The sequence below is a fragment of the Glaciecola sp. G7-5 genome, assembly GCF_055808975.1.
Map to the genome: position 1 here is coordinate 5,132,917 of NZ_CM147892.1, position 13,485 is coordinate 5,146,401.

Here is a 13,485-nt window from a genome sequence, read left to right on the forward strand (position 1 = left end):
AGGCAGTGTTGTAGATAGATTGCAGCCTAAGAATATCTTCGTATTCTTACTTGGCGACCTAATTTTTACTAAATTATTGGAAGTTAGCTATGGGCGATTGTATAGATGTATAAGAAAAAGCTCTTCCTTTTTGGATTGGGTACGGCGTTTATTTTAATCGTCGCACTTGCGTGTACCGCAATATCTGCACACCTGACCAGGCAGAACCTAGAGCAAAGTTCCATTGCTCAGTCTTTGTTAAGTCAACATCAACAGTTATCAAGTACCTCTTACCGGCTTTTTAAGCAGCTTACCGATGAAATTATATTCGGTAAAAATGCGAATCAGGCCAATGTGCGTAAAAAGCAAGCAAAAATAGCTGATGCCATAAAGAACATTCGACGCTTAGAAATTAAGCAACGAGAAGCCTTAGGCGAAGATATTACACTCGGTACTATAGAGGACACCGACGAACTTGAGTCTCTGATCACTTCAATTATTAATGAGTTTCAGGTCATTGTAGACAACGGTAGTAATGTGCCCATTGCGCAAAAACAGAATTTGCGCAATCTGCTAGAAGAAAGTATCGACAACGAATTTAGAGAAGCGATTAACACAGCAGAAATCCGGCAAAGTAGAGTAGTAGGTAATATCAATGCAAGGATAAATGCCTTAAACACAGCCATCGTTTGGTTTACATTGATTTTAGGAATGTTAGTGGTGCCGCTTATTGGCTATGCGTGTTATTGGCTATTTAATCAACTCTACCAGCCACTTGTACTTATTCAACAGGCCACCAATACTATTGCCAGTGGTGACTATCGCAAACCAATATCTGATAAGCTCGACAGTGAGTTTCAACAATTAGCAACATCAATAAATCAACTTGCCAAGCGTTTGCAAGAGCACGAAGCAAAAGAAGTTCGCTCTCGAAAGGACTTAGAGTTTCAGGTTGAACAACGCACCAGCGAATTAACCCAAGCTAATTTGCAACTGACCAAAATCGATTCTCGTCGCCGACAATTTATTGCTGATGTGTCTCACGAATTGCGAACGCCTTTGACCATCATCAGAGGCGAGGCGCAGGTCACGTTGCGCGTAAAGTCTATTTCAGAGGACGAATACAAAGAAACATTACAAGTAATACTCAATCAGGCGATTAACTTAAGTCATTTAGTTGATGGTTTACTGCTACTTACAAGAGCTGAAATGACAGAATTACACCTAGAGTTGTCGAGCATGGACATCGAGCCCATTATTTTGTCAGAGGCTGCCAAATGGCGCAAACTTTGTGAACACCGCAATATCATCGTCAATGCCAATGTTAAAAATACGCTGACCAAAGTTAGGATCGATAAGCCCAGAATAGAGCAGGTATTTTCGATTTTACTCGACAACGCAAACAAATATTCAGCGAAAGGTGAAGCGATTGAGATATCGGTGACCTACACAGCCAAACACATCAATATATCCGTCGCTGATACTGGCGAAGGTATTTCTGGCGCAGAAATTGAGAACATATTTGAGCGTTTTGTGCGTTTCAGCAAGCACAATGAAGGGGTCGGTCTTGGTCTGCCTATAGCTAAAGCAATAATTGAAGCTCATAAGGGGGCTATTAGTGTGAATTCGGTGCAAGGTGACGGAACTACATTTACGGTTTCTTTGCCCATCGAAAACATATAAGAAGAATACACATGAAAATATTAATAGCCGATGATGAACTGCCACTCTTACGTTTTTTAGAGAAAGGTCTAAAAACGGAAGGTTATGAATGCGCTACGCTTCATCAATTACATGAAGTGTTGCCATATGTTAAAAAGCATTCCTCTAATATTTTGGTGCTCGACAGAATGTTTGGTGATGAAGATAGCGTGTCTATTGTTCCGGCATTAAAAAAGCTACCCAATCCACCAATGATTTTAATGCTCACCGCACTCGATGAAGTTAACGAAAGAGTGAAAGGCTTGCAAGAAGGCGCAGATGATTACTTATGCAAACCTTTCGATTTTGATGAATTGCTTGCACGTGTCCTTGCCTTAAAAAGGCGAGTTACCCAACAAACTACAAACAACCTAAACTCACTAAAGCTTTCAAGTTTAGAACTCCTACTTGATGAGCGTGTGGCTAAGTTAAATGGGCTTGAGCTGGGTTTAACCAAAATTGAATACGAATTACTTCAGTATTTACTCGAAAATAAAAATAAAGTGCTATCTCGAGAGAGGATTTTGAGCCGAGTGTGGCAAACATATAGTGACCCAAATACGAATATTGTAGATGTGTATATTAGCCGTTTGAGAAAGCGCTTAGACGCCGATGGAGATATCGCGATTCAAACCTTGCGAGGCAATGGTTATCGCTTGGGCTCAATCGCCCAAGCGTAAATTAGACAGTTTTTAATTAATGGGTGAAAGTAGTTTCTCGTTCATCACGAGGTTTCTGACACCGTGAGCGTGGTCTTCGTTAAACTCATTACTCTCACACCATTCGCCTACCGAGCTAATATCTACTTTCGCAACCTCCGGTCTTACACTCCAGCTTACCTTTAGGGGTGATGCTGTTTCGTTGAAAGAAGGGCCCGTTGTAGAGCCAAGGTACTCAACCGGTGTACCGGTATTGTTTGGGATATTGACAGCTTGATAATAACCATTACGCTTTTCAACCTTGGTTAGGTCTTTAAAATTCAAAGCATCGTCATCGTTGACTAGCACGAATACTTGACCTTCTACACGTAAACCTGGATTCATAGAGCTATCTGCTAAACATGCGCCAAGTGTTGGGCCTGGCACGATGTCATTAGAGGTATACACATAGTGCAGTTCGATAGTGTCACCGGCCAATAATGAACGGCCTTTACCTGCACAGACATTTTTGTTTAGCTGCTTAGTTCCAGACGCCGACAAGTGACCGTCATATTTAAAACCGGTTAAATAGCCCTTACCATCTCCGTTGCCCGCGTAGGTAGTAAACTCACCACCCTTGTGTTCTGCATTTTTGTGGAAATGGATATTGCATAAATTCATTTGCGTTGAAGGCGCAGCAAAGCCAAATAAGCGCTTATTGCTACCTGATTTAGAATCAATATCTCTAGGAGACTGCGGCCCAAATCCTTTCCCGTTGGTGTTCAATTCAAGCGCAGCACGATGTTTTGCAATCAGCTCATCGCTGACATTTGTGGACATTGCAGGTGATGCACAAACCAACATCGCTGCCGCAATTGACGACGAAATAGCTAATTTGCTGAAAGTAAACTTTTTCATATAGATCCTCTGTAGGGTTAAACAACAAGCTTTGCTTACTGTGGTCAACGATTACTCATTTATATCCGCTTAGGCTACTCGTTAACCGGTCATTGGTTTTAATATTTCTGTTCTTGTAACAGCGAGAACTGCCAAGCAATAAAATTGCAGCTAAGCTGATGGCTAAACTCACAGGAGAAGTGTAGAGAAGTAAACTAAAAAAGACTTTGCGCGAACATTAAAATAAGATTAAAAACGGTTTTTTGCTGTTTATTCTAAGCTATACAGCTTCAAGTTGCGGGGAACAACAAACTAAAATACAAAGCACTAAGCGGGACGGTGGTATTGAAGACCTTAGTTTAGATCAAGATCTATCGACGTAATAACGCTGTACTACCTCGGATTGTTCATTTTGGGGATCGCTCAATAGCTCAGATTCTAAATAACCACCACAACTTACAATCATTCGCGAAGAGGCCTTATTGCCTTTATAGCAATGGATATGCAATTGCATTATGTCTTTTTTAAAAGCTTCGTTAATGGTCAGCATGAGGAGTTTTTTGCTCAAGCCTTGGCCTCGATATTTAGGTCTTATACCCAAACCAATATGACCGCCCATGTGGCGCAATGATGTATTTAAGCGATGTCGCAAATGCGACACGCCAATTATCTCAGCTTTTTCTACCAACCAGAAGGTGGTGTTAGGAACCATGTTAGGAAATAAACCCTCACCCTTTGAAAACCCATTGAGTAATTCAACCAAGGCGGTAAAGTTTTCAAATGCTAAGTCCATTGGATAGGGATAGCGTTCCTCATCACCTAATTCACGAATATAGGCACGGTAACTAGCTTCATATTGAGTATCAGGCTTGACCAATTCCATGTTTAATCTGCTCTTACTTGGTATGCAAGGGTTGCAAATAATATGCAGTCTCAAACACATTAGTCTCCCCTCTAAAACCGCCATCTATTTTTTCGTAGTATAGTGGTTCAATGGCATATTGAGATTGATAATGCTGCGTTATTTCGTCTTCGCTGACGCTGTGAGGCGGACCTTTAAGCACGCCATCGGCATAGTGGAAACTGATTAGTAATTGTTGGCAGCGGGCCGTAATGCTTTGCAAATGTTGCGTATACCTAATACGCATTTCGCGGGGCAGTGCAACTAGAGCTGCGCGATCATAAACGGCATCTATAGGACCAAGGGTTTGTTTGTTTAAAACAAAGAAATCGCCTTGATAAATATCAATGGTAAGACCATTTTCAAAGGTGTGGTGAAAATGCGCAAGCGGATTACTGCCATCTATTTTTGTAGCCATTGGAGAAAGGCCTAACTCTTGAAATAACTGTATCACCGCCGATTCGTTTAGCTCAATTCCTACCACATCATAGCCTTGCGCTAATAACCAAGCAATATCCCGTGTTTTGCCACATAAGGGCACAAACACGCGGGCTCCTTGAGAGAGTTTCAACTTGCTAAAGAAAGTTTTAAGTAAATGGCTACCGTCTGTTTCATGAAACCCTATTTCGTTTTTGTGCCATCGTCGATGCCAAAAATCTGCTTCCATTCTAATAAGCTCACTTTTTTATAGTATATTTTATAGCTAACAAAAGCCTGTCTATGCGTCTTGAACACTTAGGTTTTCGCTAAAGTAAAGTGCATTTTTAACGTAATGCTGCGAAGATTTCTCAAGCATTTTAGCCTGTTCATCACTCACTTGTTTAACCACTTTACCGGGTGAACCCATCACCACACTGCGGTCGGGTACAACCATGTTTTCAGTAATCAAGGCATTCGCACCAATAACACAATGTTTACCAATTTTTGCGCCATTTAAGATTACAGCGTTAATACCGATGAGGGAATAATCATCAATTTCACAGCCATGTAGCATCACTTTATGACCTATTGTCACTCCCTTGCCAATCGTCATAGGAAAGCCATAATCAGTATGCAAGACCGAGCCATCTTGTACATTACTATTTTCACCAACCACGATTGGGTCGCAGTCCCCTCTTATTACAGCATTAAACCAAACACTAGCGCCTTTATGTAGGGTAACTTTCCCCATAACTTGCGCGCTTGGTGCAACATAAGCACTTTCATGCAGATTCACTTTATGCTCACCTAATTGATAAATCATTTTGCGTCCTTTTCATATTATGTTTTTTACAGTTTACTTATCGGTCAAGATTAATGCTAACAAATTAAATAAGACTTTGCTCAAACAGCCCTCTCTTGAGGCATGTTTTTTTGTGACTGTGATTTTCTTGATTTATAAGCAATATACGGCATTATAGAAAAGGCTTTAAATATGGAGAAGTAGCAAAGCATGTCAGACCCCGATTCAGCAAAACCCTCGTTGGCGTCAGCCCCCCAGCTTGAACAAGAAGATGGAATACAAAACGACAGTAATCTTGTATTAGCGCGCTTGCAAGCTTTGCCATATCACGATGCGATATGCGAGCACTTTGAAACACATGAGCCAAAAGTGTGGGAATGGTTTTCTGACTTAAAAGTACTTGAAAAAAGCTTTGCAGACACGCGCGACGCGCTACTTAAAAATACCTATCGCCTTAGTCCCGAATCTCATGACACGGTCTATCAATTGTGTCATTTAGCGATGCAGCGTTTGGGTATTACAGCGCCTGTCACTCTATATCAAGCCAACGACGGCGCTATGAACGCCGCGCTTTTTTATGTACCAAACGAAGTCCATATTGCCTTTTATGGCCCCTTGCTCGATAAGTTAAGCGATAATGAAGTGCTTGCGATACTTGGCCACGAACTGTCACACTACCTGCTATGGTCAATGCAAGACAGCCGCTATTTAATTGCCCAGCAAGTACTTGAAGATTCGGTTGCTAAAGCTCCTTACAACAACGCACTTTATGAATCAGCCCGTATTTATGCTCTAAATACCGAAACCTTTGCCGATCGAGGGGGCGTAATTGCGGCCCAAGATGAAAAATACAGCATCGCTGTGTTAATCAAAGTCATGACTGGTTTGCGAAATGTTGACCCCACTTCTTTTTTGCAGCAGGCAAAAGAGCTAGACGAAAAGGGTGATATTTCAGATGCAAGCAGCCACCCTGAGTTATATTTGCGCGCTTTGTTAATGCAAAAATGGCGAACAAACGAAGACAATTTAGAACAATGGCTAGAAGCAAAATTAAAAGGCCCTATTAACATCCATTGTTTAGATCTGCTTGACCAAACAAAGCTGACTAAACTAAGCAAGGCATTTTTTCACTACGTACTCGATGAATCGCGCTTTGCATCGATAATGGTACTAACCCAAGTGCAAGGTTTTTTTCCAAAATGGCAGCTAGGAAATACAAGCAATAAAGGCAATCAAATCTTTGAAATGCCCGAAAATGCAATTGTTGACGCACAACCCGCGGTAGTAGAAAGCTCTGCAGAAGAAGCACAAAGCACCATATCAGATGAAGACGAGTTTATTAGTACACTCAATGCACTCGAATTTGAAGATAGCACTAAAGACTATTTCATTGCCTTGCTTTTTGATATTGCCCATGCCGACAAAGAACAAACTGAAGAAGTCTTAATTGCTGGCGCCGATATTATGCAAAAACTACAGTGGCGCGAGCGTTACCGAGAATGTTTAAAAAGCATCCTAAAATTACCAAAAACAAAGATAGACAAACTCATCGGCAAGGCGCACAAGGAAGTAAGCCCATGAGCTACAGTAATAAAACACTAGACCAGCTTATGTTGTCCCTAACAGGCGCCCTCCCTGAAAGTGATTTGCTGCATATGTTTGTGCCCCTGATGCGGGAATTAGCCAACTTACATGAACAAGGTAAGGTGGCTAATGTGCACCCTAAATACATTGTTGAAGATGAATCGGGCAGTCTATCTTTGCTCGTGAGTGAAGGCATAGCGATAAAAAACAATCACGCCAAACTATTGAGTATTCAGCCTGCAGGCGACTCTGCGCTGAATGTAGTTGGCGACCTAGCGCTACTTACTGACGAAAATGACACTGGGGAACTACAAGATTTAAACGTAAATACCGAAAATGGCCCACTTAGTAAACCAAGCTATCTGCTTGATTATAAATCGTGGGAAACGACCTTTGAACATCACGACCCCCTTACCGATGTTTTTCAATTAGGCCTTATTATCGCGGCCTGTGCTTGCCAGCTTGATTTCACAGAAAAAGAAGACTTACAGCGCTTTACCTTAAACCGCCGCAACCTGTATAGGCTCAATGCAAATTTACACCCAGCAATCGCCACACTAATTGAAGAGATGACGCATTTAAATCGTCATGATCGCGAGAGCGATATGAATTTGTTGGCTTTGCGCTTAGAAAACTATCGCGACCAACAAGGACGATTTAATGCCCAACAACTCATCGATAAAGTGCCTGAGGTGCCAGAGCGACGCGTTGCTGTATTAAGCAATTTAAGAGACCGCTTATTTGACCTTTCTCGGCGCAATCGCCTTGTGCATTTTAAAGCAAATCAAAGTAGCGTGAATTTGACTGTTGCCAGCGTCCCTTTGGTGATGCGGATAGAATCTATTCGTAAGGATCAACTGTGTACGTGGGGTGGGCGCTTTGCTAAATCTGTGCTATCAGGAAAAGCGCAAGCCTTAGGGCAATGGCTACGCTTTGAAGACCAGCCTTATTTACCGTCTGTCATCGACCGTTTAATTTCGCAGTCTCGGCGCGACAGAGCCGAATACGGCTTTAGCAGTCTGCGTTTAGTCATTGGTTTTTTGAATTGGTACAACCTAAAAGATAGTAGCGCGAAAGACAGTAACAGCGAAAAGATTTGCTCACCGCTTTTGTGGCTCAACGTAGATTTAAAAAAGAAAAAAGGCGTAAGGGATCAGTACCTGCTGCAAAGCCTTGAACCCATCGCTGAAATTAATCCAGCACTGCGCCACTACCTAAAGCAGCTTTACGACATTGACCTGCCCGAACAAATAGACTTAACAGAGCAATCAGTCGCCGATTTACATCAGCACCTTGCAACGCAGATTGCAATGACCGAACCTGACGTATCATTGGCCTTATCAAACCAACCGTCAATTCAATTGATTCATCAGCGCGCGATTAAACGCCTACGAAAATTCGAGAAACGGCGCACAAAACGCACTTACAATCCCTTGGGTATTCCCCAATTTAGTTATGACAGCGACAAATACGAGCCATTAGGCCGCGCTATTTTTGAAAAATACATTGAAGTAGCCGCCTTGCCACAAAACAGCGCCTTGGGCTCTGTGAAAAAATCGCGCCCTGACTACATGTCAGGGAAGGCCCAAGCTCAGTCACTTACCTACGCATTAGCCAAAGAAGATAAAGGAAAATACAGCTGGGATATAGACCTTGCTGAAGTGACCTTAGCCAACTTTAACTATAAAAAAATGTCATTGGTGCGTGATTATAACGCCCTTATTGAACAGTCCTTTGAACTAGATTCTTTAGACCGGCTATTTTCAATTAAACCAAAAGAAGCAGCAAAAGCCCTGCCCAATGCACTAGCGGTAGAACAACAGTGGAATGTGGTGCCCTCAGATATAACCCAAGACCAAGCGGTCGCGCTTGCCCGCGAGGGAATAAGCTTTATTATTCAAGGGCCACCAGGGACGGGTAAATCACAAACTATCACCAACCTAATTGCCGACTATGCAGCAAGAGGAAAACGCGTGCTATTTGTGTGCGAAAAACGCGCTGCACTCGATGTCGTATTTAACCGACTCAAATTAGCGGGGCTAGAAAAACTTGCCTGCATTATTCACGACATTCAAGAAGATAAAAAGCCCTTTATTCATGACTTAAAAGCCGTGTACGAACAATGGTTTGAAAGTCACTCACAGCACGAACAAGTAGACGCCCTACGTAGCCGTACTTTAAGTGCCTTTAGTGAGAACTTTAGCGAAATACAGATTTTTGAATCCTTGTTAGGGCAGTTGTCGGCACAAAATGCGCATAGTATTCGAGATCTTATAAGGCAACAGCTAGACCTTCCTGAACTTAGCCAAGAATACTCTACTAGCTTGCGTGAGCGCTTGCCCACAATAAAGGATTGGCAAGAGGCAATGAGTGTCGCTAAGCACATTGAAATGGCCTTGAATGAGCATTTTAGCCAAACTTGTTTAGCTAATTTTGTATTCAGTAAACTCAGTGCTGAAGCAGTAAACAACGAGCGTGCGTTTCATGTCATCAATGAATATACAGAAAAAGCTGAACGTATTAGCGACAGCATTGCAACTAGCATTGACCCGATTGTTGATACGTTTGAGGAAAATTATTCACTGTCAGATATTCAAGCTCTATGTTTGCTGGCACAGCGCGCTGTAGCGCTAAACTTAGTCAATAAACTAGCTTTGCTCGATGAGTCATCAAGCCTTGCCATTACACTCAAAAAAGACCTTGTTCATATTAAGCAGCAAGAAAAACTAATTACTGAGAAACAAGAGGCTACGAAGTATTGGCAAGCAGCTCTGTCTAAAGAAGACACGCATCATGCGCTTGAACTCGCTAAACAAAAAGAAGGTTCATTTTTTAGCTTTTTTAATAGCTCATGGCGCGCCTTAAAAAAGACAATGCATGCGCGTTACAACTTCAGCCAGCATGCGGTTAAACCAAGTATCACTAGCGTACTTGAAAAGCTCAAGCATTTGTACGATGAACAAGCGAACCTTGCCAAGCTGCGCAGCGAAACCGAAAGCTACCTTGAAACAAGCTCAGCGCCAGACTTACTCGTCTTGTGCGACGAAATTAAACAAAGTGCAAACCCCAGTATTCAGGCTTTGTTTTTTGCTGACGCTCAGCAAACGCTAATTAAGGATTTAGCTAAGCGCGCAAATGATATTGAAAGCCTAAACAATTTAATACCGCACTTATTTGATAGCGAACATCACTCAATGCCTTTTGAGTGCATTCAGGAGTCGTTTAGAGACATGCGTGAATCCCTTGACGACCTCCCGATATTGTTGCCGCTTTTGCGCGGGTGTTTTGAGCTAGAAGAAAAATCAGCATATGTTGTTAGAAATGTGCAGGCAAGTGTGCTGGAAATGGAAGCCTTAATAACAGATGAAGCACTAAAACAAGCTTTGCAAAAACACCCTGAACTTAAGCGTTTTGACATTCAAACTTTGGCCAGTCACACCCAGCGCAGTGCCAAAGCCAGAGAAATATTGTTAAAGCAAAATGCGCAGCTTATTAATGCTAATAGGCATCAATTGTTTAACGATCATGTTCGTCACTCTACCTTATCAACAAGCCAGTTAAATGATCAAGAAGCGGCGTTTAAAAAGCTATATAGTAATGGCAGGCGTGAGGTAGAACACGAATTTGGCAAGTCAATGCGCTACCGCTCTATTCGTGATATGGCCAGTGACGACACAGGTGCTGTGGTTAGTGATTTAAAGCCTATTTGGCTAATGAGCCCCTTGTCGGTTTCTGACACTTTACCGCTTAAGCCAGATCTTTTTGATGTCGTTATATTTGATGAAGCCAGCCAGATCCCGGTAGAAGATGGCATACCAGCCTTGTGCCGCGCCCCTCAATTAATCGTAGTGGGTGACGAAATGCAATTACCACCCACCAGTTTCTTTTCATCTAGCGCAGATGATGACGACCAAGAAATAGAGGTTAGCGAAGACGGCGAAGTGGTGAGCTTATTGCTAGATGCAGATAGCTTATTAGCTCAAGCTGCAAGACACTTGCCCGCCACTCTTCTAGCCTGGCACTACCGCAGTCGTTCAGAATCGTTAATTAGTTTCTCTAACGCGGCCTTTTATGATGGGAAATTGGTGACAATACCAGACCAGCGCGTTTTCAGTGAAAGCACGCCAAGCAATGATAAGCCTGAGGAACAAAGCCTAGCCGCAATAAATGAAAGCGCTTTAGGTGATGATGATAAGGCGAGCGCCGCAAGCCTTCTTGCTACACCTATTAGCTATCATTTTATTGAAAAAGGCGTGTATGAGGCGCGCAGTAATCAAGCTGAGGCTGACGCAATAGCGAATCTCGTGCGCGAACTCTTGCTTCAAGAAAATGGCATGAGTATCGGCATTGTTGCCTTTTCTGAAGCACAGCAAAACTGCATTGAAGAAGCACTTGAAAGCCTAGCACAAAGCGATTCGGTATTTTCTAATCTGCTTGAAGAAGAGTATGTCCGCGAAGACAATGAACAATTCAACGGACTGTTCGTTAAAAACTTAGAAAATGTGCAAGGAGATGAGCGCGACATCATTATTCTAAGTATCTGTTATGCGCCAGGCCCCAGTGGCAAAATGCTAATGAACTTTGGCCCCATTAATCAGCGCGGCGGAGAAAAACGCTTAAACGTAATCTTCAGCCGTGCGCGCAAGCACATGGTTGTGGTATCAAGTATAAACCCAACAGCAATCACCAACACCCATAACGATGGCGCATTTGCCTTGCGCACCTTTTTGGCCTTTGCTCAAGCACGCAGTCAGGGCAATATAGAAGCAGGGAAAATAGCGCTTTCAAGCGTTAATCCTAAAGGGCTTAATATATTCAACGCCAAAGCTCCCAAAGACAGTCTGCGAGAAGCGTTGGTAATAGCATTGCGAGAAAAAGCCTACCAAGTAGAAGAATATGTTGGCAGTGCGCAGTTTAGAGTCGACCTCGCCATCGTTGACCCAAACACCGGCAACTACGCCTTAGGTATATTGCTAGACCATACTATCGATGATGCCGAAAGCCACGTATTTGAGCGCTTTGTGTTTAAACCAAATATATTGCGCGCATTCGGTTGGAATGTTATTGATGTAAGTTCTTATGCATGGCAAAACTCCCCTAAGGATGTGTTAAATAACATAGAACATGCCTTAACTTCGACCTCAGCAAACAAAGAAATTAGCGAAGAGGAACTGTTTAACAACATTGCCCTACCCTCAATTGAAATGCCAAGCAGCGAACCTGAAGTAGTGCAAGAAGATGACGCACAAGAAAATGCGCAGAATCAGGACTTCCAAAGCTTTATATTCAATCAAGGTAAATCTAATAAGTTTTGGCGTATCGCCCAGCAGAACTTAGATATTGTGGTGCAATATGGCCGCGTAGGTAGTAAAGGACAAACCATCACTAAATCTTTCGATACAAGTGATCGCTGCAAACGTGAACTTAACAAGCTAATACTAGAAAAAACCCGAAAAGGCTATAAAGAGCAATAATACTGTAGCAATAAAACTTCAAATTAATCCAACAGAAGCACGTATCCATTGACACACAAGAATATTATCTTGACATCAAGACAATATTCTTGTAGTGTAGGGCGCTAATGAATAGTGTAGACAAGCTAATATAGTTTTCACTAGAAGATTTTAAGCATAACAAAATTACTTGCGTAGCTCATAAGGCTACAACTTTACAGGAGGCTCATACAAGCCATTATGAATTTTAAATCAATTAAGAAATTATTTAAAAGAAAACACCCATATTCTCCAGTTACCTACATTGGACGTAAAAACGTAGAAGAAATACTTGGTGCCGATATTACAAAGCGTAAAAAGCTCATCGAAGAACAGAAACAAAAAGAAGGTAAAGTTTCGAAAGAAGCTAAGCCTAGCAGTGAAAGTAAAGATACAAAAAAAGCCAAGAAAAAAGCTAAAAAGTAAATCGATGTGCCGCTTTTTGTTGATTAATTGACGTAGGTCATCGAACCGTCATAAAAATCAGCTATTGTAGATACTGGTTGTCATACTAGTGGATAGGTGCCCGTATAAATGGATGATATTGAAACAAAAATCAAACAATGGGAAAATCAAAAGCCTAATTTGAATACTATGCCAATGGCCTTATTAGACAGGCTATTGCAGGCGAGTAAACAGATAAACGAGGAACTTTCGCTAACCTTCCAAGCATACAAGCTGAACGATGCAGGCTTTGATGTGCTATCAACCCTGTTGCGTGCGGGCGAACCTTATGCCCTATCGCCTAAAGAGCTGCTTGCGCAGATGCAAATCACATCTGGCACCATGACAACCCGCATCGACAAGCTTGAGAAAAAGGGCTTAGTTAAGCGCACATCAAAAAAAGAAGACAAACGCAGTATTATCGTCGCCCTCACTAAAAAAGGCTTAAAGCTTGCAGAAGAAGTCTTGACCGAACACGTCAAAGCACAGAGCAAGATAGTGTCAGTATTTGACGAAGAAGAACAACTTAACTTTATAGCCTTCTTGCAAAAATACCTGTCGCAAAGCAACAAAAAGAAAAAAACAAAAAAGAAAAAGTCTTAACGCATTTAGTCTAAAGTCCTTACC

Annotated in this window: 10 protein-coding genes; 6 read left to right on the forward strand and 4 right to left on the reverse strand. The window is 42.1% G+C overall.

What is annotated here, in order from left to right; translation table 11 throughout:
* Window positions 1-105 precede the first annotated feature (105 nt).
* Both AC0L6H_RS22555 and AC0L6H_RS22560 read left to right on the forward strand, forming a co-directional pair.
* Window positions 106-1,662 (forward strand): sensor histidine kinase, encoded by a 1,557-nt coding sequence (locus tag AC0L6H_RS22555; RefSeq protein WP_473391731.1) that lies wholly within the window; start codon window positions 106-108, stop codon window positions 1,660-1,662.
* An 11-nt stretch (window positions 1,663-1,673) separates the two neighbouring features.
* The gene (locus tag AC0L6H_RS22560) at window positions 1,674-2,360 is read left to right on the forward strand and encodes a response regulator transcription factor (RefSeq protein WP_473391733.1); all 687 of its coding nucleotides are present in this window, start codon (window positions 1,674-1,676) and stop codon (window positions 2,358-2,360) included.
* A 12-nt stretch (window positions 2,361-2,372) separates the two neighbouring features.
* Here the strand turns inward: AC0L6H_RS22560 and AC0L6H_RS22565 are convergent, their stop codons facing one another.
* The 4 genes from AC0L6H_RS22565 to AC0L6H_RS22580 form a co-directional block, all read right to left on the reverse strand.
* Window positions 2,373-3,236, reverse strand: coding sequence for a delta-class carbonic anhydrase (locus AC0L6H_RS22565; RefSeq protein ID WP_473391734.1), 864 nt, complete (start codon window positions 3,234-3,236; stop codon window positions 2,373-2,375).
* A 343-nt stretch (window positions 3,237-3,579) separates the two neighbouring features.
* Window positions 3,580-4,098, reverse strand: a complete 519-nt coding sequence (locus AC0L6H_RS22570) for a GNAT family N-acetyltransferase (protein WP_473391735.1) — start codon at window positions 4,096-4,098, stop codon at window positions 3,580-3,582.
* 13 nt (window positions 4,099-4,111) lie between these two features.
* Window positions 4,112-4,783, reverse strand: coding sequence for a thiopurine S-methyltransferase (gene tmpT, locus AC0L6H_RS22575; RefSeq protein WP_473391737.1), 672 nt, complete (start codon window positions 4,781-4,783; stop codon window positions 4,112-4,114).
* Between the two features lie 51 nt (window positions 4,784-4,834).
* On the reverse strand, window positions 4,835-5,359 hold the full coding sequence (locus AC0L6H_RS22580; RefSeq protein ID WP_473391738.1) for a gamma carbonic anhydrase family protein: 525 nt from the start codon (window positions 5,357-5,359) through the stop codon (window positions 4,835-4,837).
* Window positions 5,360-5,548: 189 nt separating this feature from the next.
* On the opposite strand from AC0L6H_RS22580, the gene AC0L6H_RS22585 reads away from it, so the two are divergent.
* From AC0L6H_RS22585 to AC0L6H_RS22600, 4 genes are all read left to right on the forward strand, one after another.
* Window positions 5,549-6,919, forward strand: coding sequence for a M48 family metalloprotease (locus AC0L6H_RS22585; RefSeq protein WP_473391739.1), 1,371 nt, complete (start codon window positions 5,549-5,551; stop codon window positions 6,917-6,919).
* Window positions 6,916-12,396: an AAA domain-containing protein gene (locus tag AC0L6H_RS22590; RefSeq protein ID WP_473391741.1), complete on the forward strand. Its 5,481-nt coding sequence runs from the start codon at window positions 6,916-6,918 to the stop codon at window positions 12,394-12,396. The genes AC0L6H_RS22585 and AC0L6H_RS22590 overlap by 4 nt, the downstream gene beginning before the upstream one ends.
* A gap of 219 nt (window positions 12,397-12,615) precedes the next feature.
* The gene (locus tag AC0L6H_RS22595) at window positions 12,616-12,840 is read left to right on the forward strand and encodes a hypothetical protein (RefSeq protein WP_473391742.1); all 225 of its coding nucleotides are present in this window, start codon (window positions 12,616-12,618) and stop codon (window positions 12,838-12,840) included.
* Window positions 12,841-12,948: 108 nt separating this feature from the next.
* On the forward strand, window positions 12,949-13,461 hold the full coding sequence (locus AC0L6H_RS22600) for a MarR family winged helix-turn-helix transcriptional regulator (protein WP_473391744.1): 513 nt from the start codon (window positions 12,949-12,951) through the stop codon (window positions 13,459-13,461).
* The last annotated feature ends 24 nt before the right edge of the window (window positions 13,462-13,485 follow it).

What these genes read in the sequence shown, in the direction of transcription:
- AC0L6H_RS22555 (WP_473391731.1), top strand. Translation starts at nt 106, where the DNA reads ATGTATAAGAAAAAGCTCTTCCTTTTTGGATTGGGTACGGCGTTTATT.
- AC0L6H_RS22560 (WP_473391733.1), top strand. Translation starts at nt 1,674, where the DNA reads ATGAAAATATTAATAGCCGATGATGAACTGCCACTCTTACGTTTTTTA.
- AC0L6H_RS22565 (WP_473391734.1), bottom strand. Translation starts at nt 3,236, where the DNA reads ATGAAAAAGTTTACTTTCAGCAAATTAGCTATTTCGTCGTCAATTGCG.
- AC0L6H_RS22570 (WP_473391735.1), bottom strand. Translation starts at nt 4,098, where the DNA reads ATGGAATTGGTCAAGCCTGATACTCAATATGAAGCTAGTTACCGTGCC.
- tmpT (WP_473391737.1), bottom strand. Translation starts at nt 4,783, where the DNA reads ATGGAAGCAGATTTTTGGCATCGACGATGGCACAAAAACGAAATAGGG.
- AC0L6H_RS22580 (WP_473391738.1), bottom strand. Translation starts at nt 5,359, where the DNA reads ATGATTTATCAATTAGGTGAGCATAAAGTGAATCTGCATGAAAGTGCT.
- AC0L6H_RS22585 (WP_473391739.1), top strand. Translation starts at nt 5,549, where the DNA reads ATGTCAGACCCCGATTCAGCAAAACCCTCGTTGGCGTCAGCCCCCCAG.
- AC0L6H_RS22590 (WP_473391741.1), top strand. Translation starts at nt 6,916, where the DNA reads ATGAGCTACAGTAATAAAACACTAGACCAGCTTATGTTGTCCCTAACA.
- AC0L6H_RS22595 (WP_473391742.1), top strand. Translation starts at nt 12,616, where the DNA reads ATGAATTTTAAATCAATTAAGAAATTATTTAAAAGAAAACACCCATAT.
- AC0L6H_RS22600 (WP_473391744.1), top strand. Translation starts at nt 12,949, where the DNA reads ATGGATGATATTGAAACAAAAATCAAACAATGGGAAAATCAAAAGCCT.